At 59.9% G+C, this 25,182-nt stretch carries 29 protein-coding genes; 11 read left to right on the top strand and 18 right to left on the bottom strand.

Annotated features, from left to right (window positions below):
• Window positions 1-63: 63 nt before the first annotated feature.
• Window positions 64-1,197, bottom strand: a complete 1,134-nt coding sequence (locus tag FHX11_RS10370) for an N-acetylmuramoyl-L-alanine amidase (RefSeq protein WP_246780952.1) — start codon at window positions 1,195-1,197, stop codon at window positions 64-66.
• A 754-nt stretch (window positions 1,198-1,951) separates the two neighbouring features.
• Between FHX11_RS10370 and FHX11_RS10365 the strand changes: the two genes are divergently transcribed.
• Window positions 1,952-4,807 carry a ribonuclease E/G gene (locus FHX11_RS10365; RefSeq protein ID WP_184357483.1) on the top strand — a complete coding sequence of 952 codons (2,856 nt, stop codon included), beginning with the start codon at window positions 1,952-1,954 and terminating at the stop codon, window positions 4,805-4,807.
• 334 nt (window positions 4,808-5,141) lie between these two features.
• Here FHX11_RS10365 and FHX11_RS10360 read toward each other — a convergent pair whose 3' ends face one another.
• Window positions 5,142-6,299: an aminotransferase class I/II-fold pyridoxal phosphate-dependent enzyme gene (locus FHX11_RS10360; RefSeq protein WP_184357482.1), complete on the bottom strand. Its 1,158-nt coding sequence runs from the start codon at window positions 6,297-6,299 to the stop codon at window positions 5,142-5,144.
• A gap of 211 nt (window positions 6,300-6,510) precedes the next feature.
• Here FHX11_RS10360 and FHX11_RS10355 point away from each other — a divergent pair, with 211 nt between their 5' ends.
• From FHX11_RS10355 to FHX11_RS10330, 6 genes are all read left to right on the top strand, one after another.
• A complete protein-coding gene (locus FHX11_RS10355) occupies window positions 6,511-7,278 on the top strand; it encodes a DsbA family protein (protein ID WP_184357481.1) in 768 nt (255 codons plus the stop codon).
• 213 nt (window positions 7,279-7,491) lie between these two features.
• Window positions 7,492-7,929 (top strand): type II 3-dehydroquinate dehydratase, encoded by a 438-nt coding sequence (gene aroQ, locus FHX11_RS10350; protein WP_184357480.1) that lies wholly within the window; start codon window positions 7,492-7,494, stop codon window positions 7,927-7,929.
• A 24-nt stretch (window positions 7,930-7,953) separates the two neighbouring features.
• Window positions 7,954-8,430, top strand: a complete 477-nt coding sequence (accB, locus tag FHX11_RS10345) for an acetyl-CoA carboxylase biotin carboxyl carrier protein (RefSeq protein ID WP_184357479.1) — start codon at window positions 7,954-7,956, stop codon at window positions 8,428-8,430.
• Window positions 8,431-8,435: 5 nt separating this feature from the next.
• On the top strand, window positions 8,436-9,788 hold the full coding sequence (gene accC, locus FHX11_RS10340) for an acetyl-CoA carboxylase biotin carboxylase subunit (RefSeq protein WP_184357478.1): 1,353 nt from the start codon (window positions 8,436-8,438) through the stop codon (window positions 9,786-9,788).
• Between the two features lie 3 nt (window positions 9,789-9,791).
• A complete protein-coding gene (aat, locus tag FHX11_RS10335) occupies window positions 9,792-10,415 on the top strand; it encodes a leucyl/phenylalanyl-tRNA--protein transferase (RefSeq protein ID WP_184357477.1) in 624 nt (207 codons plus the stop codon).
• Between the two features lie 352 nt (window positions 10,416-10,767).
• Window positions 10,768-11,406, top strand: a complete 639-nt coding sequence (locus tag FHX11_RS10330) for a DUF1062 domain-containing protein (protein WP_184357476.1) — start codon at window positions 10,768-10,770, stop codon at window positions 11,404-11,406.
• A 59-nt stretch (window positions 11,407-11,465) separates the two neighbouring features.
• On the opposite strand, the gene FHX11_RS10325 is transcribed toward FHX11_RS10330, so the two are convergent.
• From FHX11_RS10325 to FHX11_RS10290, 8 genes are all read right to left on the bottom strand, one after another.
• The gene (locus tag FHX11_RS10325; protein WP_184357475.1) at window positions 11,466-11,906 is read right to left on the bottom strand and encodes a DUF2155 domain-containing protein; all 441 of its coding nucleotides are present in this window, start codon (window positions 11,904-11,906) and stop codon (window positions 11,466-11,468) included.
• Between the two features lie 104 nt (window positions 11,907-12,010).
• A complete protein-coding gene (locus tag FHX11_RS10320) occupies window positions 12,011-12,409 on the bottom strand; it encodes an NADH:ubiquinone oxidoreductase subunit NDUFA12 (RefSeq protein ID WP_184357474.1) in 399 nt (132 codons plus the stop codon).
• Window positions 12,410-12,514: 105 nt separating this feature from the next.
• Window positions 12,515-12,982, bottom strand: coding sequence for a GNAT family N-acetyltransferase (locus FHX11_RS10315; protein WP_184357473.1), 468 nt, complete (start codon window positions 12,980-12,982; stop codon window positions 12,515-12,517).
• Between the two features lie 63 nt (window positions 12,983-13,045).
• Entirely contained in the window at window positions 13,046-13,252 is a 207-nt protein-coding gene (locus FHX11_RS10310) for a hypothetical protein (protein ID WP_184357472.1), read from the bottom strand.
• A complete protein-coding gene (locus FHX11_RS10305; RefSeq protein WP_348649696.1) occupies window positions 13,249-14,229 on the bottom strand; it encodes an MvdC/MvdD family ATP grasp protein in 981 nt (326 codons plus the stop codon). Before FHX11_RS10305 ends, FHX11_RS10310 begins: the two co-directional genes overlap by 4 nt.
• Before the next feature lie 60 nt (window positions 14,230-14,289).
• Window positions 14,290-14,805, bottom strand: coding sequence for a GNAT family N-acetyltransferase (locus tag FHX11_RS10300; RefSeq protein ID WP_184357470.1), 516 nt, complete (start codon window positions 14,803-14,805; stop codon window positions 14,290-14,292).
• Between the two features lie 3 nt (window positions 14,806-14,808).
• Complete coding sequence (gatB, locus tag FHX11_RS10295; protein ID WP_184357469.1) at window positions 14,809-16,314, bottom strand: Asp-tRNA(Asn)/Glu-tRNA(Gln) amidotransferase subunit GatB; 1,506 nt, start codon at window positions 16,312-16,314, stop codon at window positions 14,809-14,811.
• Window positions 16,315-16,403: 89 nt separating this feature from the next.
• The gene (locus FHX11_RS10290) at window positions 16,404-16,913 is read right to left on the bottom strand and encodes a GNAT family N-acetyltransferase (protein WP_184357468.1); all 510 of its coding nucleotides are present in this window, start codon (window positions 16,911-16,913) and stop codon (window positions 16,404-16,406) included.
• Window positions 16,914-17,214: 301 nt separating this feature from the next.
• Between FHX11_RS10290 and FHX11_RS10285 the strand changes: the two genes are divergently transcribed.
• On the top strand, window positions 17,215-17,472 hold the full coding sequence (locus FHX11_RS10285; RefSeq protein WP_184357547.1) for a YjhX family toxin: 258 nt from the start codon (window positions 17,215-17,217) through the stop codon (window positions 17,470-17,472).
• Between the two features lie 39 nt (window positions 17,473-17,511).
• Here FHX11_RS10285 and gatA read toward each other — a convergent pair whose 3' ends face one another.
• The 3 genes from gatA to FHX11_RS10270 all read right to left on the bottom strand — a co-directional run bounded on the left by gatA (window position 17,512) and on the right by FHX11_RS10270 (window position 20,137).
• Window positions 17,512-18,993: an Asp-tRNA(Asn)/Glu-tRNA(Gln) amidotransferase subunit GatA gene (gene gatA / locus FHX11_RS10280; RefSeq protein WP_184357467.1), complete on the bottom strand. Its 1,482-nt coding sequence runs from the start codon at window positions 18,991-18,993 to the stop codon at window positions 17,512-17,514.
• Between the two features lie 59 nt (window positions 18,994-19,052).
• Window positions 19,053-19,340 carry an Asp-tRNA(Asn)/Glu-tRNA(Gln) amidotransferase subunit GatC gene (gene gatC / locus FHX11_RS10275; protein ID WP_015339557.1) on the bottom strand — a complete coding sequence of 96 codons (288 nt, stop codon included), beginning with the start codon at window positions 19,338-19,340 and terminating at the stop codon, window positions 19,053-19,055.
• Window positions 19,341-19,426: 86 nt separating this feature from the next.
• Window positions 19,427-20,137: a metal-dependent hydrolase gene (locus FHX11_RS10270; protein ID WP_184357466.1), complete on the bottom strand. Its 711-nt coding sequence runs from the start codon at window positions 20,135-20,137 to the stop codon at window positions 19,427-19,429.
• Between the two features lie 220 nt (window positions 20,138-20,357).
• On the opposite strand from FHX11_RS10270, the gene ruvX reads away from it, so the two are divergent.
• Window positions 20,358-20,852 carry a Holliday junction resolvase RuvX gene (gene ruvX / locus FHX11_RS10265; RefSeq protein ID WP_184357465.1) on the top strand — a complete coding sequence of 165 codons (495 nt, stop codon included), beginning with the start codon at window positions 20,358-20,360 and terminating at the stop codon, window positions 20,850-20,852.
• Here ruvX and FHX11_RS10260 read toward each other — a convergent pair.
• The 4 genes from FHX11_RS10260 to FHX11_RS10245 all read right to left on the bottom strand — a co-directional run bounded on the left by FHX11_RS10260 (window position 20,789) and on the right by FHX11_RS10245 (window position 22,802).
• A complete protein-coding gene (locus FHX11_RS10260; RefSeq protein ID WP_184357464.1) occupies window positions 20,789-21,121 on the bottom strand; it encodes a DUF6105 family protein in 333 nt (110 codons plus the stop codon). The genes ruvX and FHX11_RS10260 overlap by 64 nt on opposite strands.
• A complete protein-coding gene (locus FHX11_RS10255) occupies window positions 21,118-21,306 on the bottom strand; it encodes a hypothetical protein (protein WP_184357550.1) in 189 nt (62 codons plus the stop codon). Before FHX11_RS10255 ends, FHX11_RS10260 begins: the two co-directional genes overlap by 4 nt.
• A gap of 116 nt (window positions 21,307-21,422) precedes the next feature.
• Window positions 21,423-22,085, bottom strand: coding sequence for a TetR/AcrR family transcriptional regulator (locus tag FHX11_RS10250; protein ID WP_348649695.1), 663 nt, complete (start codon window positions 22,083-22,085; stop codon window positions 21,423-21,425).
• Between the two features lie 99 nt (window positions 22,086-22,184).
• Complete coding sequence (locus tag FHX11_RS10245) at window positions 22,185-22,802, bottom strand: GNAT family N-acetyltransferase (protein ID WP_184357463.1); 618 nt, start codon at window positions 22,800-22,802, stop codon at window positions 22,185-22,187.
• A gap of 84 nt (window positions 22,803-22,886) precedes the next feature.
• Here FHX11_RS10245 and FHX11_RS10240 point away from each other — a divergent pair, with 84 nt between their 5' ends.
• Entirely contained in the window at window positions 22,887-23,087 is a 201-nt protein-coding gene (locus FHX11_RS10240; protein ID WP_184357462.1) for a type II toxin-antitoxin system VapB family antitoxin, read from the top strand.
• Window positions 23,084-23,482, top strand: coding sequence for a PIN domain nuclease (locus FHX11_RS10235; protein ID WP_184357461.1), 399 nt, complete (start codon window positions 23,084-23,086; stop codon window positions 23,480-23,482). Before FHX11_RS10240 ends, FHX11_RS10235 begins: the two co-directional genes overlap by 4 nt.
• 15 nt (window positions 23,483-23,497) lie before the next feature.
• On the opposite strand, the gene FHX11_RS10230 is transcribed toward FHX11_RS10235, so the two are convergent.
• Complete coding sequence (locus tag FHX11_RS10230) at window positions 23,498-25,156, bottom strand: acyl-CoA dehydrogenase family protein (protein ID WP_184357460.1); 1,659 nt, start codon at window positions 25,154-25,156, stop codon at window positions 23,498-23,500.
• Window positions 25,157-25,182 lie beyond the last annotated feature (26 nt).

Below are 25,182 nucleotides of genomic sequence, written 5' to 3'. Positions count from 1 at the left end.
CATCCCGAAGCATTAGCAGCCGCTGTTACATGGAAGACACGAACCGGGGCCGCCGTCCAGCCCCTAGCCGCCATTGGCGACGATCGAGGTGCGATATTGCTTAACGGCCTGCGTCAGCCGGTCGGCCAGCTTCTCCCGCCAGGCCGGATCGAGCAGCAGCTTCTCGTCCTCCTTGTTGGAAAGAAAGCCGAGTTCCAGCAGGATGGAGGGCACATCTGGCGCCTGCAGGACGCGGAAACCGGCGTGACGATGCGGATTGTTGATGGTGGCGATCTGGCCGTTGAAGGAGGTAAGCACATCCTGCGCCAGGGAGATCGAAAAGGCCTGCGTCTCGCGCCGCGTCAGATCCATGAGGATATCGGCGACCGCGGCGGGCTGGGCCTGCGTATCGGCGCCCGCGAGCTGATCGGAATTGTTCTCGCGGTCCGCCACTTCGCCGGCAAGCTTGTCCGATGCCTTGTCGGAGATCGTATAGACGGTAGCGCCGCGAATATCCTTCTGCTTCAGCGTGTCGGCATGCAGCGAGATGAACAGCGAGGCATGATTCTGCCGGGCGACGGTCACCCGCTGCGACAGCGACAGATATTCATCCTTGTCGCGCGTCAGGAAAGCCTTGATGCCGGGCTGCGCATTCAGCTTGTCGGCAAAGAGCCTGGCGAAGGCGAGCGTGATCTCTTTTTCCTGGGTGACGCCATCGCTGCCCGTCGCGCCGGCATCGATGCCGCCATGGCCGGCGTCGACCGCCACCAGGAACGCGCTCGGATCGGGCTTGTCGAGCGGCACCACCGGGCCGACGTCCCTCGCGGTGTCGTCGTTGGTCCAGCTCTGCTGCTTGACAAGATCGGCGAACTGCGCGGTCGGCAGCATTTCGGCATCGAGCACGAGGCGCTGCCCCTTGCCGCTCTCGTCAGCCTGCACCTTGGCCATGACCAGCTTCACCGGTTTCGTCGCCGTCAGCACGATACGGGCGCTGTCCTCGTCCATCGTGCCGTAGCGGATATCCTTGAAGAGACCGACCGGCTTCAGGTCGCGAGCCGGAAAGCCGAAGGCGGTCGCCGGAAGGTCGATGACGACACGCACGGGATTGTCGAGATAATGGACGGAGAAAGTCGGCGCGCGGTCCATGTCGATGACAATGCGGGTGCGGGCATCGTCGCCGGCGATACGGGCGCCGTAAGCAAGCAGCGGATCGGCCATGGCCCCGACCGGCGCAAGCGTCGAAAGAGCCGCCAGGGCGAAAGCCGCCACCGCAATCCGCACAGCTCTCACGCCATTCTCCGTCGCATGCCGCAATCCCTTCAAAAACCGTCTGCCGCGCCCCATATTGCTTTCAACGTCGTTTTTGAAGTCCAAAAAGACGGAAAAGTCATTACTCGCGCAGTATCGATGCAGCGATACGCCGGCGAAGAATCGGACGCACCGGCGCCGCCCTTCCTCAGCCGACGAATCCATCAATATTATGGCATACTTGGCTTTCCCCTTGCTATTGTGACAGATAAAACATACAACGCATATTAGGGTAGAAGTGTTGACGGGATAGAGTCGCCGCAAAGGCAGCCGCCTTCGAGTACTAGGCGCCATCAGCGGCCGTCATCCGCCGTCTACAGTGCTTCTGCTCCTAAATACTGGATATCTGGATTTCCGGTTTTGTGCGGGAAATTCATCGGTGGAGAGCCACCAAACGCTCTTTAAAGAGCACATTCATCGGACCCCGTTGTTGGGTCTTTGGCATTGTCGATCTCGCTTGGTTACGGATGTTACCGCAGCAGCTTTTTCAAGAAGTGAACAGACCCCGGGGAGCTAGTGTCCCGGCTGCCGTCTGGCTGCTGTCATCGCCAAACAACCAATCGCGACTTTCATTATCCGGTGCAGCAATGGTGAATAGCGTCCAGCCTGTTTTAGCGACAGGCCGGCCCTTTTCCGCATGTCTGCGCCGAGGAGCACAGCTTTCATGGCAGACAAAATGCTTATCGATGCGTCTCACGAGGAAGAGACGCGCGTCGTTGTCGTTCGCGGGAACCGCATAGAAGAATTTGACTTCGAGTCGCAGCACAAGAAGCAGATCCGCGGCAACATCTACCTCGCCAAGGTGACGAGGGTAGAACCCTCGCTGCAGGCCGCTTTCGTTGATTACGGCGGCAACCGGCACGGCTTCCTGGCCTTTGCCGAAATTCATCCCGACTACTACCAGATCCCGCTCGCTGACCGGCAGGCTCTCTTGCGGGCGGAAGCCGAAGAGCATCGTCGCGACGATGATGTCGAGCATGTCGAAACGGCGCTCGATCTTTCGAAGCAGGAACAGCCGGACATCGGCATCGTCCAGAAGGACGAGGTCGTCATAACCGATGACGCGGCCATCGCGGAAGAAGCCCCTGCCGCTGAGGCAGCCGCTCCCGCCGCCGAGGCGGAAGCGCCGGCAAAGAAGGCCAAGCCGCGCCGCAGCCGCAAGAAGGCGGTCGCCGAGGCTCCCGCCGACGAAACGCCCGCTGCCGAGGCAAAGGTCGACGCTCCCAGCGAAGACGAGGACGGCCCGTCCGGCGAAATGGCCGCGATGGTCGAAACCGACTCGATCTCCGAAGATGTCGACGTTTCCAAGCGCCGTCACGACGATGACGACGACGACGATCACGACCATGAAGAGGAAGTGATCGAATCCGTCGGCGCCGAAGACGCCATGGAAGAGGTCCCGGATCGCGCGCAGCGCAAGCCGCGCAAGCAGTACCGCATCCAGGAAGTCATCAAGCGCCGGCAGATCCTGCTGGTGCAGGTTGCCAAGGAAGAGCGCGGCAACAAGGGCGCTGCTCTCACCACCTATCTCTCGCTTGCCGGTCGCTATTCGGTCCTGATGCCGAACACGGCGCGCGGCGGCGGCATTTCCCGCAAGATCACCAATCCGCAAGACCGCAAGCGCCTGAAGGAAATCGCAAAGATGCTCGAAGTGCCGCAGGGCATGGGCGTCATCCTGCGTACCGCCGGCGCCAACCGCACCAAGGTCGAAGTCAAGCGCGACTTCGAATATCTGATGCGCCTGTGGGAAAACGTCCGCACGCTGACGCTCGCTTCGACCGCACCTTGCCTCGTCTACGAGGAAGGCAGCCTGATCAAGCGCTCGATCCGCGACCTCTATAACAAGGATATCGGCGAAGTCATCGTTTCCGGTGAGGAAGGTTATCGTGAAGCGAAAGACTTCATGAAGATGCTGATGCCGAGCCATGCCAAGGTGGTTCAGCCCTATCGCGACATCCATCCGATCTTCTCGCGCTCCGGCATCGAGGCGCAGCTCGACCGCATGCTGCAGCCGCAGGTGACGCTGAAGTCCGGCGGCTACCTGATCATGAACCAGACGGAAGCGCTGGTTTCGATCGACGTCAACTCCGGCCGTTCGACCCGCGAACACTCGATCGAGGATACGGCACTGCAGACGAACCTCGAGGCCGCCGATGAAGTGGCTCGCCAGCTTCGCCTGCGCGACCTTGCGGGCCTGATCGTCATCGACTTCATCGACATGGAAGAAAAGCGCAACAACCGCGCTGTCGAGAAGAAGCTGAAGGAATGCCTGAAGAACGACCGCGCCCGTATCCAGGTCGGCCGCATCTCGCATTTCGGCCTTCTGGAAATGTCGCGCCAACGCATCCGCGCATCGGTTCTTGAAAGCACCACGCAGGTCTGCTCGCATTGCGGCGGCACCGGCCACGTCCGTTCTCAGTCCTCGGTCGCCCTGCATGTCCTGCGCGGCATCGAAGAATACCTGCTCAAGAACACGACGCACGACATCACTGTGCGCACGACGCCGGACATCGCGCTTTACCTGCTGAACCACAAGCGTCAGACGATCGTCGATTATGAGAGCCGCTTCGGTGTCGCGATCATCATCGGCGCCGACAATGCCGTTGGAACGCAGCATTTCGCGATCGACCGCGGCGAGCCGGTGGAAAATCCGGTGAAGATCGAAACCCTGTTCAACTTCGCCGCCATTCCGGACGACGATGACGACGATATCGTCATCGAGGCCGACGAGGAGGAAGACGAAGAGCTCGAAGCAAAGGCAGCAGGCGCCGAACAGCCGGTTGCCCGCTCCGAGAGCAACGATGGCAACCGCAAGCGCAAGCGCCGCCGCCGCCGTCGTGGACGCGGCAGCGATGTCCAGACGGCTTCCCAGCCCGCCGACACCTCGGTCGAGGATGACGAAGAGGATGGAGACGACGGCGAGGAAGAGGTGAAGAGCGCTAGCGGCGAAGTGTCCGATAGCGACGATAGCCAGCAGAAGCGCAAGCGCCGCCGTCGTGGCAAGCGCGGGGGCCGACGCAATCGCGATGGCGAAGGCAATGAACTGGACGCAGCCGGCACGGCAGACTCGGAAGAGAGCGCCGATGAGGAAGACGACGGTGAAAGCGATGCTGGTGTAAGCGTCGCCGAGATTGCCGTTGCCGAAGGCGAAGCCGCCGTCGAAAGCCAGCCGGCTATGGCTGCCGTCGAAACGGCGTCTGTTGTCACCGAAGACGTCAAGCCGGCCAAGAGCCGCAGCCGTCGCAAGCCGAAGGCCGAGGCATCGCCGGTGGAAGCGCCGGTTGTCGAAGAAGCGGTTGCGGTCGATGTCGAAGCCGAAACGGTTGCCGAAGTCGCAGCCGACCTCGACACCGTCAGCGAACCCGCCGTGGCGGAAGCGGGCAAGCCGGCACGCGCCAACCGCGAATCGAATGTTTCCTCCTCGGAGCCGGTGGTCAAATCCACCCGCACCAACGAAGGCACGGATGGGGACGGCAAGCCGAAGAAGGCGGGCTGGTGGCAGCGCCGCGGCTTCTTCTGAACTCTGCTGTTCGGATGAACAAAAAAACCGGCCGTGGCGACACGGCCGGTTTTTTTATTTTGAAGGATTGTTGTTTCCCAAACCCACCCTCGCGCTTCGACAAGCTCAGGGTGGGGGTTCGCCTTTCAAGCTCGGTAGGGACTGAACTTGAATGTCGACACGAGCTTTCCTGAGCCAGATCTTTCCTGAGCCAGATGCAGATACTCTCTCCGCCTCACCCTGAGCCTGTCGAAGGGGGAGCCGGCCCAACCGGCGCCGGCCCGCTCCTCACAAGTTGATTCAAGTTCTTTCTAAAATACCTTCAGAATCCGTCGCAAGTGGCTGATATCGGATTCTATTTGAGCCAGGCCGCCATGCGCTCCACCGCTTCCTCGATCTCCGCACTCGAACCGGCATAGGACATGCGCATCGCCCGATGTCCCTCGATAGGATCGAAATCGAGGCCGGGCGTCGCCGCCACATTGATATCCGCCAGCATCTTGCGGGCGAAGGCCATGCTGTCATTGGTGAACCGCGTGACATCGACATAGGCGTAGAAGGCACCGTCCATCGGCGAGGCGATGGAAAAGCCGATCTCCGGCAGGCGTCGCATCAGGAAATCGCGATTGCGGCGATAGCTTTCACGATAGGCATCGAGCTCGGTCCCCGCTCCCAATGCCGCGGCAGCGGCAATCTGCGAAAGCTCCGGCGCGGAGATGTAGAGGCTTTGGGCGACGCGCTCGACCGGGCGCACCAGCCGCTCCGGCAATACCATCCAGCCGATGCGCCAACCGGTCATGCAGTAATATTTCGAGAAGGAATTGATGACGATAGCCTCGTCCGTCAGCTCCAGCGCGCTCGTCTCCTCGCCGACGAAGGTCAGCCCATGATAGATCTCGTCGGAGATGAAAGCGATCGAACGGTCGGCGCAATAGGCGGCAAGCGCCTTCAGCGCCGCCCTGCCCGTCACCGTGCCTGTGGGATTGGCGGGGCTTGCGAGCAGCACGCCCTTCAGCCGCTTGCCGCTGGCGGCCTGCGCCGCCTCGAGACTTTCCGGCGTCAGGGTGAAATGCGTTTCGGCCGTCACCGGCACCTCGACGACATCGAGACCGAGCGCGGCCAGAATGTTGCGATAGGCAGGATAGCCCGGCCGGGCAATGGCGACACTGTCGCCGGCGTCGAATAGCGTCAGGAAGGCGAGATTGAAACCGGCCGAGGAACCCGTCGTGATCGCGATCCGCGCTGGGTCGATGGTCAGCCCGTGACGTGCCTGATAGTGACCGGCAAGCGCCTGCTTCAGCACCAGCGTGCCGAGCGCGTCGGTGTAGCCGATACGGCCGTGCCCCAATGCTGCGCGCGCCGCTTCGAGCGCCGCCTGTGGCGTCGGATGCGACGGCTGACCGACGGCCATCGAGATCACCGCATGCCCCGCCTGGCGCCGTCGTGTCGCCTCCGCCAAGACATCCATGGCATGAAAGGGTTCGACATCGCTGCGTTTGGATAGGGAAAACAAGATCAATTCTCTTTCAGCTCGGATTGAAGCCAGACACTTGCCGCAATATCCGCTCGTTCACAATCCCGCGATTGCGGCTTTGCCGTGAAAATTCCTGTTTCTGGAAATAGGCATGCACCGTAAATTGCCGATACCTATTTGCGGAATTTAGCCGGACGGTGATATGCCGGGCCGACGATTGAGTCTCCGCATTCATTCAAACGAGGCCACGATGACCCATTTTTCCAAGACCTTGCTCACGGCTTCGGCGATCGCGATCGCCGCGTCGCTGGCCCTGATCCAGCCTGCAGCCGCGCTGGATGATCAGCAGAAGAAGGAGTTCGGGGAGTTCATCAAGGAATACCTCGTCGCCCATCCGGAAGTTCTGCTGGATGCCCAGGCCGCCCTTGAGAAGAAGCAGGAGGAAGCCCGGCTCACTCAATCGTCCCAGGCGGTCATTCAGAACAAGGATGCGATCTTCAATTCCAAGAATGACGTCTCGCTCGGCAATCCCAAGGGTGACATCACCGTCGTCGAGTTCTTCGACTATAATTGCACCTATTGCCGCCATGCCCTGCCCGATATGGACGCGCTGCTGAAGCAGGACCCGAATGTGCGTTTCGTGCTGAAGGAATTCCCGATCCTCGGGCCGGATTCGCTTGCCGCATCCAGGGTTTCCGACGCGTTCCGCAAGCTGGCGCCGGAAAAATACGCGGCCTTCCACCGCGCGCTTCTGGGCGCCGACGGTCGCGCCTCGGAAGACAGCGCCATCGAGGCCGCAAGCTCGCTCGGCATCAACGAGGCGGCGATCCGCGCGGAGATGGCCAAGAGCCCGAACACCGATGCGGTCAAGGCCACCTACCAGCTTGCCACCGATCTCAATGTCACCGGCACGCCGGCCTATGTGATCGGCAACGAGACGATCTCCGGCGCTATCGGCCTCGATGCCATACAGCAGAAGATCGCCAATGTTCGCAGCTGCGGCAAGACCAGCTGCTGATTGGGATTGACGGACAATCCGGTCACCTTTTCCAAGGGCGGCGGCATTTTGCAAGGAATGCGGACATAGCAACCACGAATCTCTTATGAGTTGCATTCCAGGCCGCCAAAATCGAACCCTTTCCACACCAGACACGCAAGCCCTCGGCTCAGGGGGCTTTCCTATAGGCCCTCGGGAGTCTATAGGTTGCGCTGCACTTTGACGGAACCTCTAATGGCGCAAACCATTTTCGTCCTGAACGGACCCAATTTGAATGCCCTCGGCAAACGCGAGCCGGGCATCTATGGCGGCAAGACGCTCAAGGATATCGAAGCCGATTGCAAGTCCGTGGGCGAAAGCCTGGGCTTCGTCATCGATTTCCGCCAAAGCAATCATGAGGGCGTATTGGTGGATTGGATGCACGAGGCGGGCGACACCGCCGCCGGCGTCGCGATCAATCCTGGAGCCTATGGCCATACGTCGATTGCGCTTCATGATGCGATCCGGGCGATTTCCATTCCCGTGGTGGAGGTTCATATCTCCAATATCCACGCCCGCGAAGAGTTCCGGCACAAGTCGATGATCGCGCCCGCCGCAAAGGGCATGATCTGCGGTTTCGGACCGCACAGCTACATCCTGGCGCTGCACGCGCTGAAATCCATCACACAATGACAAGAATTACAGGGCACCACATCCATGGCTGAAAAGAAATCGGGTATCGATCAGGCGCTGATCCGCGACCTCGCCAATATTCTCAACGACACCGATCTCACCGAAATCGAAGTCGAGCAGGAAGATCTGCGTATCCGCGTTTCCCGCGCCGGTGCGACGCAGTATGTCCAGGCGCCGATCGCAGCGCCGGCGGCCTTTGCCGCTCCGGCTGCGGCCGTTGCTCCGGCAGCTGCCGCCGCGGCGCCCGCCGGCAAGACCCGCAACCCTGACAATGTCGTCAGCGCACCCATGGTCGGCACGGCCTATCTCGCGGCGGCGCCGGGCGCTGCTGCCTTCATCCAGGTCGGCTCCGTCGTCAAGGAAGGCCAGACCCTTCTGATCATCGAAGCAATGAAGACGATGAACCAGATCCCCTCGCCCAAGTCCGGTACGGTGACCGAGATCCTCGTTCAGGATGGACGCCCGGTCGAATACGGCGAAGCCCTCGTCATCGTCGAGTAGGCCCCATGCCCATGATTTCGAAGATTCTCATAGCCAATCGCGGAGAGATCGCTCTTCGCGTGCTGCGCGCCTGCAAGGAGCTTGGCATCGCGACCGTCGCGGTGCATTCGACCGCCGATGGCGACGCCATGCATGTGCGGTTGGCGGATGAAAGCGTCTGCATCGGCCCGCCGCCGTCGCGCGAGAGCTATCTCAACATCCATCAGATCGTCGCCGCCTGCGAAATCACCGGCGCCGACGCCGTGCATCCGGGCTATGGGTTCCTGTCGGAGAACGCCAAGTTCGCCGATATTCTCGAAGCGCATGGCATCACCTTCATCGGCCCAACGGCGGAACATATCCGCCTCATGGGCGACAAGATCACCGCCAAAACAACGGCGCAGCAGCTCGGCATTCCCGTCGTTCCCGGTTCGGATGGCGAAGTGAAGACCGAGGCGGAAGCGCTGAAGACCGCCAAGGAAATCGGCTATCCGGTGCTCATCAAGGCGACCGCCGGCGGCGGCGGGCGCGGCATGAAGGTGGCGCGCACGGAAGAAGACCTGATCGAAGCCTGGACGACCGCACGCACGGAAGCTGCTGCCGCATTCGGCAACGAATCCGTCTACATGGAAAAATACCTCGGCAAGCCGCGCCACATCGAAATCCAGGTGTTCGGCGACGGCGAAGGCAATGCCATCCATCTCGGCGAACGCGACTGCTCGCTGCAGCGTCGTCACCAGAAGGTCTGGGAAGAAGCCAATTCGCCGGCGCTCAACGTCGAGCAGCGCATGAAGATCGGCCAGATCTGCGCCGACGCCATGAAGAAGCTCAAGTATCGCGGCGCCGGCACGATCGAATTCCTCTATGAGAACGGCGAGTTCTATTTCATCGAAATGAACACCCGCCTGCAGGTGGAGCATCCGATCACGGAAGCGATCACCGGCATCGATCTCGTGCACGAGCAGATCCGCGTCGCCTCCGGCGGTGGTCTTTCGGTGACACAGGATGAGGTTCATTTCCATGGCCACGCCATCGAATGCCGCATCAATGCCGAGGACGCGCGCACCTTCGTGCCCTCCCCCGGCACGATCACGCATTTCCATGCACCCGGCGGCCTTGGCGTGCGCATCGATTCCGGTGCCTATCAGGGCTACAAGATCCCGCCCTATTACGACAGCCTGATCGGCAAGCTGATCGTGCACGGCCGCACCCGCGTCGAATGCATGATGCGCCTGCGCCGCGCGCTCGACGAATTCGTCGTCGACGGCATCAAGACCACTTTGCCGCTCTTCCAGGATCTGGTTTCCAACCAGGATATCGCCAACGGCGATTACGATATCCACTGGCTGGAAAACTACCTGGCAAAAACCTCGGCTTAAGCTGTGGCAGGGCCGCGCGGCAGAAATCCCGGCATTACTCCCGAGATTCTGCTGCGCGCCTACTCCATCGGGCTTTTCCCGATGGCGGAATCGGCCGACGATCCGGAAATCTTCTGGGTCGAACCGGAATTACGCGGCGTGCTGCCGCTCGATGGCTTCCACGTTTCGAAAAGCCTGGCGAAGACCATCCGCAGGAGGCCCTTCGACATCAGGTTCAACAGCAACTTCGATGCCGTCATCGCCGCCTGCGCCGAGCAGACCAGCGGCCGGCCGAGCACCTGGATCAACAAGACGATCCGGTCGCTCTACTCGACCCTGAACCATATCGGCCACGCCCATTCGGTTGAGGCATGGGAGGGAGACAGGCTGGTCGGCGGGCTCTACGGCGTATCGCTGGGGTCGGCCTTCTTCGGCGAGAGCATGTTTTCACGCCGCACGGATGCCTCGAAGATCTGTCTCGTCTATCTGGTCGAACGCCTGAAGCAACGCGGCTTCACACTTCTCGACACCCAATTCACCACCGAGCATCTGAAAACATTCGGCGCTGTCGACGTGCCGAAGGACGATTATGCCAGGATGCTGGAAAAGGCGATGGAATCGCCCAATCTGAGCTTTTCGGACGGCTAAGCTCATTTCCTAAGTATCGCCAAAATACCGGCACCTCATCGGCTTCAACTCCAGGTCTTTATCTGATATCGCTCGATGCGAAGAGTGTTGGCGCATCGAGGTTTCACTTTGCCGTCGTAAATACCGGTCTCGTCCAATTTCACCCCATATGCCAGGGCAGCCTAGTGCCGCCCGGCATGTGATCATGTTCATCGGGTGGTGGTTTGAGACCGGTCTGGCATTGTTGACATGCGCCTTGCGCAGCCATCGCTGTCTCAGCTCTTCAATCATCCGAAACATCGCCACACCGCGCCCGTAAGGGCTTGTCCCGCCGCCAGCTTGGTGAACTTCCAAAATGGAAGACCAAGACTGCATGTGCACTTTTCTTCGGGTCCGATGGACCATCAATCCCCGCACCGCTCCGCAGCCATGGATCGCCTGCAGCGGCTGCGGAGGCTTCAAGCCTTTCTCATCCAGCGGCAAGATCCGGCTCAACGCCAATGGCAGGAAGCTCGACGCCTGGCTCATCTATAAATGCTCGGCCTGCGACAAGACCTGGAACCGGGCAATCTTCGAGCGCCAGACCGTTCGAAGCCTTGCCCCGGCCGTTCTGGAGGCACTGCAAACCAACGATGTCGAGTGGATACGAGCGCAGGAATTCGACCTCGACGCATTGAGGCGCAAGGCTCAGCGCATCGACGAATTCACCGATCTGGATATCCGCAAGCAGATATTGGAGGAACCGGATGGCTGCAAAGCGCTGGAAATCGAACTGGTGGTCGCGTTTCCTGTCAATACACGCCTCGACCGTCTGCTTGCCTCGGAGCTGCGCATCTCGCGATCGCGGCTTCATACTCTGCATGACGGGGCGATGCTGCAGATCCATCCCGATCGTGCCGGCATCATGAAGCGAAGGATCAGGGACGGCATGCGCATCGTCCTCGATCTCGCTGGCGAAGCCGATGGGCATCTGGTCGCTCTGGCAGCCGCTACGCCGCAAAACAACGACTGACAAAATAGCCCGCAGGAGGTTCCTTCTGCGGGCTATCTCACGAATCTTTGAAAAGACGCTTACTTGCTGCCGGCGCTATCCGGCGGCGGGATATCCGACTTCTGCTTGCACTCTTTCAGCCAGACGTCATAGATCGGATGCTCGACGGCATTGAGGCCGGGACTGTCGGCAAACATCCAGCCGGTGAAGATGCGGCGGATGCGGCGGTCGAGCGTGATCTCGTCCACTTCGACGAAGCCGTCGACCTTCTGCTGTTCGCTATCATCGCGCGAATAGCAAGCCTTCGGCGTCACCTGCAATGCGCCGAACTGCACGGTCTCATTGAGATAGACATCGAAGGTAGTGATGCGGCCGGTGATCTTGTCGAGGCCGGAGAAGACGGCGACCGGATTGGAAATGCGCGCGGCTTCGGCGGAGGGCGACAGGAAAACGCCCGCGCTCAAGGCAAGCATTGCCGCAGATATCGCACGCAAAGAAGCGCTCCGCGTGAAAAACGTCATGTCCGCCAATCTCCGCTTGGTCTCGGTCCAACCGCCGAGCACGCGCCGGCTTGTTCTGCGGCTATAGACCAATTGTGGCCAAAGGACGAGCCGGCTGCCGATACTCAGTTGCCCGGCGTCCAGGCGTCGTAATCGCCGGTGACGCGCGGACGTTCGCCGGCAACGGCGAGCGAACCCGGCGGGCGATAGGCCTGCGGCGAACCCGTGGGGTTGGCGCGGTGCGACGTCTGCCATTCCTTGGCGACGTAATTTTCCTTGGTCGGCGGAACGTCGGTGCGGTGATGCATCCAGCCGTGCCAGCCCGGCGGAATGGCGGAGGCTTCGGCGTAACCCTTGTAGATGACCCAGCGCTTGGGCAGGCCATAGGAGGACGTGCCGCCCTCGTAATAGACATTGCCGAATTCATCCTCGCCGACGCGCTTGCCGAAGCGCCAGGTCGCGAACCGCGTCCCCATTGTCTGACCATTCCACCAGGTGAAGGTTTGCAGGATGAAATTCCACATGTGCTTTCCTCGATACCCGCCAAGGGGCGAGCGATACCAGAATTCGATAGTTTGCTTATGCCGCCACTGTGCCGCCTTGTCCAGTGATTCCAGCGGGAAAAGCGGTCATTTCAAAGCCATCTTGAAGCCGAGATGGCTCGGCTTGAAACCCAGTCTCTCATAGAAACGATGGGCATCCTTGCGCGCGGCGTTCGAGGTCAGCTGCACCAACCGCATGCCGCGGGTTTTTGCCTCGGCAATGCAGAAATCGATCATCGCCGCGCCGATCCCCTGCCCGCGCAGATCCGCCCGCGTCTGCACGGCTTCAATGATCATCGCGGCAGAACCGCGACCGGTCAGCGTCGTGGTGATCATCGTCTGGAAAGTGCCGGCGACGTCGCCCGCCAGTTCGGCGACGTAGAGCGTCTGATCGGACGAAGCCGCAATCGCGCGGAAAGCGCGGAGATAATCGTCATAGACGGCAGGATCAGTGCTATCCCCGTGGCCGCCGAGGGCATCGGCGGCGAAGAGGGCGATCAAGGCGGGGAGATCGGATTCGCGGGCTTCTCGGATAAGTAGATCGTCAATATTCATTGACGAAAAAATAACCGAGAATCACAACAACCCCAAATCATTAAGATGCGCGCACACCGATTATCAAGCTGCCAGACCTTCATTAGGACGATCTTCATCCTCACGATTGTCGCGCTCGGCCGCATAAGTGGATTCTCTTGATTTGGTAGAGTTCCCCGAAGCATAGACCCTTAATGCAGCAGCATTCGCAGGCTTCCAACTCCAATTACTTGCATCCTCGACTGCATCAGCAGTCATTGATTCCAAATATCTAAGTCCAAATACCTTCATCTTCCGCTCCTCAAAGAATCCCTGCCACCATAGACTAATCGCATAGCGATTGCATCAGATATATTTAGACCACACAAATCTTCAATCCACAACCATTGTCCAGTAGAGTTCACCTCTAAAAACCACCAGTTATCAAATTTATCAACAATAAAATCTAACGCACCATAATCCAATGAAAGATAACCCATAAGTGCGCAAACCTTTTGCTTAATCTCCTCGGAAGGATCAATAATAGTATGCGGTGTATTCTTCAAATCATATCGCCGCCAGTCAATGCTAGCCCTTCTAGACAATTGCGAATCTATTCTGCAAACAAAATGCTCTCCGCCAACAAAAGTATATCTTACCTCAAATTTTTTATCTATATATCTTTGCAAAGTTATTGGGTTTTCTCCAATATTTTCAAATGCATTTATATCTTTTTCTTTTATTTTGTTAACATATATCCCCTTCATCTCGCCATCAACTTCGTACATGTCTTGGGATAGAAATTTTATAACGACATCACCATGACGGCGTATAAATCCATCAAGTTGTTCTTTGTCGTTTGAAGTTAAAAAATCAGGGTAATTCAGGTCGACGCTTGAGGCGGCTATAGACTGGTAAAACTTATTGTCTGCTAACGTCGCATTTCGTAAAGAATTGAGCCAGTATACGTTACTGAGATAATTGTACATCCCGAACAACGCTCTATTCCACTCGCCTCTCCATATTCGAAACCCGTTATCCTCTGTGTCCCTAAACGAGCTATCGATATGGACAGAGGCCTTTCGACACCAAACGCTGCATACACTATCGAGTTCAAGGCTTCCCGCTCTCGATCGTAGATTCCAACCTAGGTTATTCCTTGTCAGCCATGTTTCACGAAGTGATTCAACATCCACATTCAGGCGAAAGAAGCGAACATTACACTTCCGCAGACATTCAATAACAGCATCTGCGTGCGTATCATCTTTATCAGCTATAATAAGTATCATTGCCGCCTCCACCTTAGGTGGAAACAATAGCAGTTGTATCGATCGTTTTAAATACTAATTTTATAGTTGTATAGAATCGCCAACTAGCCGTTTCTCAAACACCAGCGCCGGAATGCCAGATTGTGCATTGCCGCAGTTTTCCGTGCGGCTCACCTCGACAAAACCATGCGCCTTGTAGAAGGCGATCGCCGGCTCGTTTTGCGGGTCGACTTCGAGCCGCATGATCTCGGCATCCGGAAAACAGGTCTCCAGTTCGGCGAAGATGTCGCGGCCGATGCCCTGCCGTTGATGGCGGGGGCTGACATAGAGCATGTAGAGCATGACGGTCTTGGTCATCTCTGTGGACATGGCGGCATAGCCCATGCCGCCAATGGCCTTGCCGTCGTCGGCGACGAGGAATTCGGAATTCTTCCGCGCCAGCCGCGCCTTCAGCGACGCCGGCGAATGCCAGGAGGCGTGCAGCTCGTTGACCTTGTCCGCGCCATATAAACGGTCATAGGTCGCGTGCCAGGTCTCACCCAGCAGAGCACGGACCTTTTCCAGATCCTGCTCGCCGGCGGTGCGCACGAAGAACACCGGTTATTCCTCTTCGATGCCGAGCTTGGCCTTGACCAAGGCCTGCACGGCCTGCGGGTTGGCCTTGCCGCCGGTCGACTTCATCACCTGGCCAACGAACCAGCCGGCCAACGTCGGCTTTGCCTTGACCTTGGCGACCTGATCCGGATTGGCGGCGATGATCTCGTCGACGGCCTTTTCGATGGCGCCGGTATCGGTGACCTGCTTCATGCCGCGCGCCTCGACGATCTCGGCGGGATCGCCGCCTTCGGTGAGCACGATCTCGAACAGGTCCTTGGCGATCTTGCCGGAGATGGTTTCCGCCTTGATGAGATCGATGATCGCACCGAGCTGAGCGGGCGAAACCGGAGTCTCTTCAATGTCTTTGCCGGTTTTGTTCAAAGCGCCCAGCAAGTCGTTAATCACCCAGTTGGCAGCCATCTTGCCATCGCGGCCGGCGGCAACGGCTTCGAAATAATCGGCAATCGCCTTTTCCGAAACCAGAACGGAGGCGTCATAGATCGACAGGCCGAGCTCGCGGACGAAACGTTCCTTCTTGTCGTCGGGCAATTCCGGCAGGTGCTTGGCAAGCTCCTTGACGAAGGCGTCGTCGAACTCGAGCGGCAGCAGGTCCGGGTCGGGGAAATAGCGATAGTCATGCGCATCTTCCTTGGTGCGCAGCGAACGCGTCTCGCCTTTGTTCGGATCGAACAGGCGGGTCTCCTGATCGATCGTGCCGCCATCCTCCAGGATGCCGATCTGACGGCGCGCTTCGTATTCGATCGCCTGACCGATGAAGCGGATCGAGTTGACGTTCTTGATTTCGCAGCGCGTGCCGAATTCGCCGCCCGGACGGCGAACGGAGACGTTGACGTCGGCGCGCATCGAGCCTTCGTCCATGTTGCCGTCGCAGGTGCCGAGATAGCGCACGATCGAGCGAAGCTTGGTCATATAGGCCTTCGCCTCGTCGGCCGAACGGATGTCCGGCTTGGAGACGATTTCCATCAATGCAACGCCGGAGCGGTTGAGATCGACATAGGACATGGTGGCATGCTGGTCATGCAGCGACTTGCCGGCGTCCTGCTCCAGATGCAGGCGCTCGATGCCGATCTCGATATCCTCGAACTGGCCCTGACGATCAGGACCGAGCGAAATGACAATCTTGCCCTCGCCGACGATCGGGTCCTTGAACTGCGAGATCTGATAGCCCTGCGGCAGGTCGGGATAGAAATAGTTCTTGCGGTCGAAGATCGAACGATTGTTGATCTTTGCCTTCAGGCCAAGGCCCGTGCGCACGGCCTGCTTGACGCATTCCTCGTTGATGACGGGCAGCATGCCGGGCATCGCGGCATCGACCAGCGACACGTTGGAATTCTGCGGCTTGCCGAACTCGGTCGAGGCACCGGAGAAGAGCTTGGAATTGCTCAACACCTGGGCATGGACTTCCATCCCGATAACGATTTCCCAATCGCCGGTGGCGCCGGGAATGAAGCGTTTCGGATCTGGCGTACGGACGTCGACAAGGGTCATGGGAAGCTCTTGAAATGCTGTTCTTCTGAACTTTGTGAGGTAGAGCAATTGGCGAGGCGGCGCAAGGCTTTCGGCGCCGACGAGGACGTCTATATGCCGATGCCATACGTTCCGTCATCGCGATCGGCCAGCATCTTCGAGAGACCGACGGTCGGCACATCGCGATCGAGCTTGGGCGAATAGACCACGGAAAGCCAATGGATGGCGTAGCCGCGGGCCTTGAAGAAGCCGATCGCCTCGGCATTGCCGGCATGGGTCTGCAGGGAGACCTTTTCCAGCCCCTGTTCGCGAATGTCCTGCTCGATCCTCTCCAGCAAGGCCGAACCAAGTCCCTGACGCAGAAAATCGGGATCGATCCAGAAATCGGAGATGGTTTCGTCCAAGGCCTCGCGCGCCGCCCAGCCGGCGACCTCGCCATTCAGCTCGACGACGGTAATCGTCAACCAGACACTGCGGGTAAAATTCGCAAAGGCATCGCTGGCACCTTCCAGCATCGCATCCGTGCCGCCGATCGACACCATTGCCTTGCGCCACGACCGAAGGCCGATATTGGTCAATATCTCCGTTTCACCTTCGTGCGCATTGCGAATATGGATCATCGAGCCCCCGATGTTTGTCAGCAGTAAAACACCGGCCGGCGGCTTTTTCCAGCGCCACATGAACGCAGATGCACAATGGGAGGCGAATCCCCAAGGAGATGCAACTTGACCGCAGGCTGCATCCGACCTTAAAAAATGCGGCATCAATGGAGTTTTGATGTCCAACTCGCCTGAGTCCCGGTAAAGGCCCCGCCCGCAAGTCGTCTTGCGTGCCGGGCCCGAAAACGAAGCCCCGGCTTCCCTGAAGGGAGTGCCGGACCGTTTTGTTGCGCCTTACGGCGCTTTCCGGATCTTCAAAACCATGGACATTTCCCGCGCAGAACAGCGCATCCTGCATCTGCTCGCCCAGGGCGGGCGCATCGAAATCAGCCGCTCCGACAACAGGAAGATCGAGACCGTCAGTTGCTTTACCCGCGACGGCTGGCTCTACCCCGGCTTCGACCTACAGTTATTCCGCAAGCTAAAACGCCTCAAAGCCATCAAATCCTCGAGCGGGCATCCCTACCGGATCACCGAACGGGGTTTGAGGCTGGTGCGGGCGCAGTTGGATAACAAGTAGAATAAAGCAAAACCCTCCCCTTGTGGGGAGGGCACGCTCTTACCACCATTTCGCCGGCGTGAACTTGCCGGCGGCCTGCTCGATGACGTGGGCGGTCTTGAAGAGAGTCTCTTCTTCGAAGGGCTTGCCGATGAGCTGCAGGCCGAGCGGCAGGCCTTTCGGGTCGAGGCCGGCGGGGACGGCGATGCCGGGCAGACCGGCCATGTTGACCGTCACCGTGAAGATGTCGTTCAAGTACATCTTTACCGGATCGGACGCGAGGTCCTCGTCGGCGATACCAAAAGCCGAGGACGGCGTGGCGGGGGTCAGGATGGCATCGACGCCGGCATTGAAGGCGAGCTCGAAGTCGCGCTTGATCAGCGTGCGGACCTTCTGGGCACGCAGGTAATAGGCGTCGTAGTAGCCGGCCGACAGAACGTAGGTGCCGATCATGATGCGGCGCTTGACTTCCTGGCCGAAGCCGGCGGCACGCGTCTTTTCATACATGTCGACGATGTCCTTGCCGTCGACGCGCAGGCCGTAGCGGACGCCGTCGTAACGGGCGAGGTTCGAGGACGCCTCGGCGGGCGCGACGATGTAATAGGCCGGCAGGGCATATTTCGTGTGCGGAAGCGAGATGTTGACGATCTCGGCGCCGGCATCCCTGAGCCAGGCGATGCCCTGCTGCCAGAGGGTCTCGATCTCTTCCGGCATGCCATCGACGCGGTATTCGTTGGGAATGCCGATCTTCATGCCCTTCAGCGACTGGCCGAGCGAGGCTTCGTAGTCCGGCACCGGCAGGTCGACCGAAGTCGTGTCCTTGGCATCGACGCTTGCCATCGACTTCAGGAGGATGGCGGCATCGCGCACGTCGCGGGCGATCGGGCCGGCCTGGTCGAGCGACGAGGCGAAGGCCACGATGCCCCAGCGAGAGCAGCGGCCATAGGTCGGCTTAATGCCGACGGTGCCGGTGAAGGCGGCCGGCTGGCGAATGGAGCCGCCCGTATCCGTCGCGGTCGCACCGGCGCAGAGATGGGCTGCCACGGCAGCGGCCGAACCGCCGGACGAGCCGCCGGGAACGAGCTGCTGGTTAGACCCCTCAGCACGCCAGGGGTTGATCACCGGACCGTAATAGGAGCTCTCGTTGGAGGAGCCCATGGCGAACTCGTCCATGTTGAGCTTGCCCAGCATGACGGCGCCGTCGTTCCAGAGGTTCTGCGTGACGGTCGATTCGTAACGCGGCTTGAAGCCGTCGAGAATGTGGCTGCAGGCCTGAGTGTGAATGCCTTCGGTACCGAACAGGTCCTTGATGCCAAGCGGGATGCCTTCCAGCGCGCCCGCCTTGCCGGCAGCCAAACGCGCATCGGAGGCCTTGGCCATCTCACGCGCCTTGTCGGGCGTCACCGCGATATAGGCATTGATCTGAGCGTTGGCCGCGTCGATCGCCGAGATATAGGCCTCGGTCAGTTCGGTTGCGGTGATGTCCTTGGCGCGCAGCTTGTCGCGGGCTTCGGCAATGGTCAGGCTGGTCAGTTCGCTCATTTTGTTTCGCTTCAGATCTGGAATTGGGCAACGGGTCGGAAAAGGCTCGACAGGAACCGTTATTCGACGACTTTGGGCACCAGGAAGAAATTCTGATCGGTATTCGGCGCATTGGCGACGATGTCGGCAGCCTTGTTGCCATCAGTCACTTCGTCCGTACGCTTCTTCATCGCCATCGGCGTGACCGAGGTCATGGCCTCGACGCCATCGACATTCACTTCGGAGAGCTGCTCGACGAAGCCCAGAATGCCGTTCAATTCGCCCATCATCCGCTGCGCTTCGTCTTCATTGACGGCGATGCGGGCAAGATGGGCGACGCGTTTGACGGTGGCGAGATCGACGGACATGGTATTCTCCGGATAGCAGGATATCCACCGAAAGTGGATTTTCATCACGCTATAAAGGCCATGTCCGCCATACGCAACGGGTATCGTTAGGCGGAAACGCTCTCGCCCGCTTTCGGCGCCAGGACGGCGGTCTTGGAACCTTCCATGCCGGCAATGAACTTTTCCGGCGTCTGGTCGATGATCGGGAAGGTGCCGTAGTGGCAGGGGATGGCGGTCTTGAAGTTGAAGAAGCGCTGGCAGGCAAGCGCCGCGACAGCACCGCCCATGGTGAAGCGGTCGCCGATCGGCGCGATGCCGATATCGGGCTGATGCAGTTCGTTGATGAGCGCCATATCCGAGAAGATGTCGGTATCGCCCATGTGGAACAGCGTCGGCTCGTCGTCGAAATGCAGCATCAGGCCGTTCGCGTTGCCGAGAGAATGCGAAACGCCGTCCTCGGTGAGTTGGGCGGAGGAGTGCAGCGCGTTGGTGAAGGTGGCGGAGAAACTGCCGAGGCCGATCGTGCCACCGGTATTGCCCATTTCCAGCTTCTCGACGCCCTTGGAGCCGAGCCAGGCCGCCAGGTCGGCATTGGCGAGCACAACGGCGCCGGTATCCTTGGCGATCTGGATCGTATCGCCGACATGATCGCCGTGACCATGGGTCAGGAGGATATGGGTCGCGCCCGCCACGGCGTCCTTGAGGTCGATCCCGGCTGCCGCGAAGGACGAATTATAGTTGAGGAAAGGGTCGATAAGGATTTTCGCCTTGGCCGTTTCGAGGCGGAAGGCGGAATGGCCGAGCCAAGTGATCTTCATCGATTTTCTCCTGGATACTTGATTTGAAGGGGCAGACTGGTGTCTTAGAACGGTTCCGCGTTCCATGGGAATACGGAACCGTTCTATAGCGTTGCTTTTATGCAATTCCGGACGGAAAACCGCTGCGCAGTTTTCCTGGAATTGCTCTAGGACATATCCGAAACCGCCACAAAGAAAAGCGGTGCTGACTTCAATTTGTTTTGACGGGGACCAAGGCCTGATGACGACGCTGACCATCGAAGATCTTGCGGTGATGCTTCTTCCCGGCCAGCCGATCGCCGGCCTCGATCTCGGCACCAAGACGATTGGGCTCGCCATGTCCGATCTCGGCCGGCGCTTCGCCACGCCGCGTCCCGTGATCAAGCGGGTGAAGTTCACCCAGGACGCTCAGACGCTGCTCGCCTTCGCCGAGAAGGAGAAGGTTGCCGCCTTCGTCATCGGCCTGCCGATGAACATGGACGGCTCGGCGGGACCGCGCGTGCAGGCGACACGCGCCTTCGTGCGTAGCATGGCCGAAAAGACCGCCCTGCCCTTCGTCTTCTGGGACGAGCGGCTGTCGACGGTCGCCGCCGAACGGGCGCTGCTGGAAATGGACGTATCACGCGCCAAGCGGGCCGAGCGCATCGACTCGGCCGCCGCGAGCTTCATTCTTCAGGGCGCGTTGGACAGGCTTTCGGCGCTCGGCAGAGCCACTTCACCCGACCGCGAGGCCTGACGGCGCTTCCACCACGCCCAGATGGCGTCGCGCTTGCGGAAGGCCAGGATGGCGAAAACCAGCAGCGTATCGAAGGCGATGGCGCGCGCCACCAGCGGCGGAATGGTTTCCGGCGGGATGCCGAGAATATTGCCATAGATATGGAAGACGAGATCGTGCATCTGCCGCGTGAACATGAAGATACCGAAACTCATGTCGTAGTATGACAGATAATACCACGCTCCGAGGAACGAGACCGGCGCGGCCCAGAAGATCAGCAACCACTTCATGCAGCTCCCCTTCTACGCTGATATTGCGTCGTTCCCGTCGAAAGGATCATCCAGTTCGACAGTGCCATGACGCCCAGGACCATCGCCGGCACGGTAATATCCAGCGCCAGAACGGCGAAGAACATCATCGCCGCGACAAGAAACGCGATTTTTGCGGGTCTGAGGCCCATGGCTGCACTTTGCATTGGTTAACACTCGATCCTCGCACAGTGGCGAGTTAACCGATGCAGCGCAATGTAAACCAATTGTTAAGGTTAACGGCCGGACCGGGCTGTGGATATCTTTCGCCCGGTATCGAGCATCAGCCGTAGACGCCGCGCACGATGCGCTTCAGCGCGATGGCCGCCTTCTCCCAATCCTTCGGAGTTTTCAGCGCAAGACCGGCGCATTGGTCGCCGACGGCAGCCGACAGGACGAGATGCTGGATGGCGGAGAAAATGAAGGCGTTGACGGCAACCGTGTCGATCCCCTTCGGCGGGGTCAGCGAGCCGCGCATGCGCTCGAGCCAGCCCACAAGCGCCTTGGAGCGGGCTTCCGAAAGCCGGCGAACCTGTTCGCTGTTGTCCGAAACCTCCCAGGCGACGATGCGGCGCATCAGCGGGTCGGCGCGCAAGGCCTCCAGGAACAGCAAGGCCAGCCGTTCCATGAGGTCGCCATAGGTCAGCAGGAACATGCCGCCGGTATCGTCGGGAATGCGATCCTTCACCCAGCTTCCGAGATCGGTGCCGATCGCCTCCACCAGGCCGTCGAGGCCGCCATAGTAGCGGTAGATCAGCTGCTTGTCGCAGCCGGCGCCGCGGGCGACCGCATTGATGCCGAAATTCTGAAACCCCTCCTCCGCCAGCAGCCGCTTGGCGGCCGACAGGATGGCCTGTTCGGTGTTGGCGCGGTTGCGCACCCGCTTTTCCGGCGCGTCGGGCGTTTCGGCAGGCTTTCTCACAACGGCGTTTGCGCTCGGCATCATTCGGCTCCAATCTGTCACCAGCCGGTGAGTAGCAAGCGGGCCTTGTGCGAACAATGACACAATGGGCCTTGAAGTCCTGCGAGCGGTGGAATCCACAGATTAGAGATATTGGCCGAACCAGACGGTGCTCGGAGAGGCCAATTCCGGCGGCAGTTCCACCTCGGCAAACCCGCGCGACGCCCAGAATCGAATCCCACTATGATTGCCGGCACTCGCACCAAGATGGACGCCCTTGACCCCGTTGTCGCGGGCGTTTAACAGCCATTTCGAAAGAAGCGCGCTGCCGATGCCCTTCCCCCGCGTGCGCGACAGCAGGTTCATGTGGATATGCGCCGGAAACGGATCGGTCAGGAAAGCCGGCACGCGCTTCGGATGATGGATCGCGAAGCTGCGCTGCTCATCCGCAGTCCATGCCGAGGGATCACCCGATGGCGCCGGATAGCGCTCGCGCAGCTGCGGCCACCATTCGCGCTCCAGCCGCCCCTCGAAGGCAACCGTATCGAAGACGCCGGCGATATAGCCGCACACGCCCTCCCCGTCTTCGGCAACGAAGACGGTCTCTGGGCTGAGAACGGCATAGGGCACCGAATAAATATGCCCGATCATCCGCCCGTCGCGATGAAGCGCCGTGGCATCCTTGCCGGCGTCGCCGGTGACGAGAGAGATCACATAGAGCTGGTCGATATCATCGGGTTGGACGGGGCGGAGGGTGATCATGGAAACCTCAATGGCTGCTTTCGCATTTTACATCGCCTGGACCGGTGTGTATAATTTTCTAACAGGATACACATGAGATTGGCAATGCGAACAAATATCGAAATCGATGACGTATTGATCGCAGAAGCGATGGCTGCGATGGGACAGTCGACGAAAAAGGCGACGGTCGAAGAAGCACTGCGGAGCGTCGTCCGCTGGCATCGCCAGAAACAAGCCATCGAGGATCTCTCCGGGCTCGGCTGGGACGGTGATCTGGAAGAAATGCGCAGAGATCGACAGGCGTGATCGTTGTCGATAGTTCAGTATGGATTGCGCTGCTGCGCGAAACAGAGGCGAAAGCCGTCGACCGCTTGCGAAGCCTGATTGCAGCAGGGCCTCCGAATATTCTCGTAGGCGATTTAATTCTCGTCGAGATTCTTCAGGGCGCCCGCAATGAGCATCATGCTGCGTTAATCGAGCGAAACCTCCGCCAATTCACTATCCGACCGATGCTGAACGACGCGCTTGCCGTCAAGGCTGCCCGCAACTACCGTACCTTACGCAAACGCGGAATTACGGTGCGCAAAACCATAGATGTCATCATCGGCACGTTTTGCATCGAAGAAGACCATCTCCTTCTCCATGATGACCGAGATTTCGATCCAATGGCCGAACATCTCGGTCTACAACTCGCCCTATAAATCAGCGCGCAACATTCAAGTCGCCGGCGGATACAGCAGGTCGACGATGTAACTCGCATCGAAACGCGAATCGAGCATGCCATAGGTCGAGCGCCAGCCGCCGGCCAGGCGGGTCTCGATGAAGGCATCGGCGATCTTGCCGGCGCCGAGCCGATAGAGTTCGGCAGCACCGGCGGCAAGCGCCATCTGTTCGATCAGGAGGCGAGCGGCGCCTTCATCCTGCTCGCAAAGCGCCATGGCGGCGCGCAGCACGTCGATGGTCTTCTTGCCGGCCGGGCCGAGATCGCGGGCAAGACCGGCAAAGACGGTTTCGAAGAGATCCCTGCCCCGGTTCAGGACGCGCAGGACATCGAGCGCCATGACGTTGCCGGAGCCTTCCCAGATGGCGTTAACCGGCGCTTCGCGGTAGTGGCGGGCAATCGGGCGCTCCTCGATATAGCCGCTGCCGCCGATGCATTCCATTGCCTCGTAGATCAGCGCCGGCGCGATCTTGCAGCACCAGTATTTCGCGACCGGCGTCATGACGCGGGCGTAAGCCGCATCTTCGCTGCTGCTGCTCGCCTTGTCGAAGGACTCCGCCAGGCGGAAGGCGAGCGCGGTCGCGGCAGCCACATCCAGCGCCATGTCGGCGAGCACGCGCGTCATGATCGGCTGCTGGACCAGCATCTTGCCGAAGACGCTGCGGCCGCGCGCATGGTGCACGGCTTCGGCGAGCGAGGCACGCATGATGCCGGCGGATGCCAGGGCGCAATCGAGGCGCGTCAAGGTCACCATGTCGAGAATGGTGCGGATGCCACCATCCGGCGCACCGAGCAGGAAACCGAACGTATCGCTGAATTCGACTTCGGAAGAGGCGTTCGAGCGATTGCCGAGCTTGTCCTTCAACCGCTGGAACTGCAGGCCGTTGGCGGAGCCATCCTCCAGCAGCCGCGGCACAAGGAAGCAGCCCATGCCGTCCTTGGTCTGCGCCAGCATGATGAAGGCGTCGCTCATCGGCGCCGACATGAACCATTTGTGGCCCGAGAGCCGGTAGATGCCTTCGCTGACCTTGTCGGCCGTCGTCCTGTTGGCGCGCACATCCGTGCCGCCCTGCTTTTCCGTCATGCCCATGCCGATGGTGACGGCGGACTTCTGCATGGCGGGCTTGTTGGACGAATCATATTTGCGCGACAGGATCTTCGGCGCCCAATCCTTCTGCACTGCCGGAGATGCCATCATCGCGGCGACGGAAGCGCTGGTCATGGTCAGCGGGCAGAGATGACCGCATTCGAGCTGCGCCGTCAGATAGAAACGCGCGGCGCGGACCTTGTGCGACTGGCCCTTCGCTTCCGGATCGGCCTGGGCATCCCAGATCGACGAATGCAGGCCCGCCGCCATCGAGCGGCGCATCAGCGCATGCCAGGCCGGATGGAATTCGACCACATCCAGCCTCTCGCCGCGCGGGCCATGGGTGCGCAATTGCGGCACGCCCTGATTGGCCATGCGGGCCAGTTCCTGCGCCTCGTGCGAGGTGACATAGCGGCCGAGCTGTTCCAGGTCCTCGCGCGTCGAGCGCGGCAGGCCCGAGGTCAGGTCGACGATCAGCGGATCGGAACGATAGGCGTTGATGCCGGACCAGAGGCTCGGTTGATTCAAGTCTGCAAATGTATCGTCAGTCCGGGTCGATTGGGTCATATTGCGCTTGTAGAGCAAGAAGATTG

The organism is Rhizobium sp. BK602 (assembly GCF_014195095.1).
Taxonomy (GTDB): Bacteria; Pseudomonadota; Alphaproteobacteria; order Rhizobiales; family Rhizobiaceae; genus Rhizobium.
The sequence above is the reverse complement of the archived record's forward strand: the minus strand, read 5'-3'. Positions and strand labels throughout refer to the sequence as shown.

What these genes read in the sequence shown, in the direction of transcription:
- FHX11_RS10310 (WP_184357472.1), bottom strand. Translation starts at nt 13,252, where the DNA reads ATGAAGGTATTTGGACTTAGATATTTGGAATCAATGACTGCTGATGCA.
- ruvX (WP_184357465.1), top strand. Translation starts at nt 20,358, where the DNA reads ATGACGACGCTGACCATCGAAGATCTTGCGGTGATGCTTCTTCCCGGC.
- aroQ (WP_184357480.1), top strand. Translation starts at nt 7,492, where the DNA reads ATGGCGCAAACCATTTTCGTCCTGAACGGACCCAATTTGAATGCCCTC.
- FHX11_RS10230 (WP_184357460.1), bottom strand. Translation starts at nt 25,156, where the DNA reads ATGACCCAATCGACCCGGACTGACGATACATTTGCAGACTTGAATCAA.
- FHX11_RS10370 (WP_246780952.1), bottom strand. Translation starts at nt 1,197, where the DNA reads ATGGCCGATCCGCTGCTTGCTTACGGCGCCCGTATCGCCGGCGACGAT.
- FHX11_RS10305 (WP_348649696.1), bottom strand. Translation starts at nt 14,229, where the DNA reads ATGATACTTATTATAGCTGATAAAGATGATACGCACGCAGATGCTGTT.
- FHX11_RS10365 (WP_184357483.1), top strand. Translation starts at nt 1,952, where the DNA reads ATGGCAGACAAAATGCTTATCGATGCGTCTCACGAGGAAGAGACGCGC.
- FHX11_RS10245 (WP_184357463.1), bottom strand. Translation starts at nt 22,802, where the DNA reads ATGATCACCCTCCGCCCCGTCCAACCCGATGATATCGACCAGCTCTAT.
- FHX11_RS10250 (WP_348649695.1), bottom strand. Translation starts at nt 22,085, where the DNA reads ATGATGCCGAGCGCAAACGCCGTTGTGAGAAAGCCTGCCGAAACGCCC.
- gatB (WP_184357469.1), bottom strand. Translation starts at nt 16,314, where the DNA reads ATGACCCTTGTCGACGTCCGTACGCCAGATCCGAAACGCTTCATTCCC.
- FHX11_RS10290 (WP_184357468.1), bottom strand. Translation starts at nt 16,913, where the DNA reads ATGATCCATATTCGCAATGCGCACGAAGGTGAAACGGAGATATTGACC.
- FHX11_RS10330 (WP_184357476.1), top strand. Translation starts at nt 10,768, where the DNA reads ATGTGCACTTTTCTTCGGGTCCGATGGACCATCAATCCCCGCACCGCT.
- FHX11_RS10355 (WP_184357481.1), top strand. Translation starts at nt 6,511, where the DNA reads ATGACCCATTTTTCCAAGACCTTGCTCACGGCTTCGGCGATCGCGATC.
- FHX11_RS10315 (WP_184357473.1), bottom strand. Translation starts at nt 12,982, where the DNA reads ATGAATATTGACGATCTACTTATCCGAGAAGCCCGCGAATCCGATCTC.
- accC (WP_184357478.1), top strand. Translation starts at nt 8,436, where the DNA reads ATGCCCATGATTTCGAAGATTCTCATAGCCAATCGCGGAGAGATCGCT.
- FHX11_RS10255 (WP_184357550.1), bottom strand. Translation starts at nt 21,306, where the DNA reads ATGCAAAGTGCAGCCATGGGCCTCAGACCCGCAAAAATCGCGTTTCTT.
- accB (WP_184357479.1), top strand. Translation starts at nt 7,954, where the DNA reads ATGGCTGAAAAGAAATCGGGTATCGATCAGGCGCTGATCCGCGACCTC.
- gatC (WP_015339557.1), bottom strand. Translation starts at nt 19,340, where the DNA reads ATGTCCGTCGATCTCGCCACCGTCAAACGCGTCGCCCATCTTGCCCGC.
- gatA (WP_184357467.1), bottom strand. Translation starts at nt 18,993, where the DNA reads ATGAGCGAACTGACCAGCCTGACCATTGCCGAAGCCCGCGACAAGCTG.
- FHX11_RS10320 (WP_184357474.1), bottom strand. Translation starts at nt 12,409, where the DNA reads ATGTGGAATTTCATCCTGCAAACCTTCACCTGGTGGAATGGTCAGACA.
- FHX11_RS10260 (WP_184357464.1), bottom strand. Translation starts at nt 21,121, where the DNA reads ATGAAGTGGTTGCTGATCTTCTGGGCCGCGCCGGTCTCGTTCCTCGGA.
- FHX11_RS10325 (WP_184357475.1), bottom strand. Translation starts at nt 11,906, where the DNA reads ATGACGTTTTTCACGCGGAGCGCTTCTTTGCGTGCGATATCTGCGGCA.
- FHX11_RS10285 (WP_184357547.1), top strand. Translation starts at nt 17,215, where the DNA reads ATGGACATTTCCCGCGCAGAACAGCGCATCCTGCATCTGCTCGCCCAG.
- FHX11_RS10240 (WP_184357462.1), top strand. Translation starts at nt 22,887, where the DNA reads ATGCGAACAAATATCGAAATCGATGACGTATTGATCGCAGAAGCGATG.
- FHX11_RS10270 (WP_184357466.1), bottom strand. Translation starts at nt 20,137, where the DNA reads ATGAAGATCACTTGGCTCGGCCATTCCGCCTTCCGCCTCGAAACGGCC.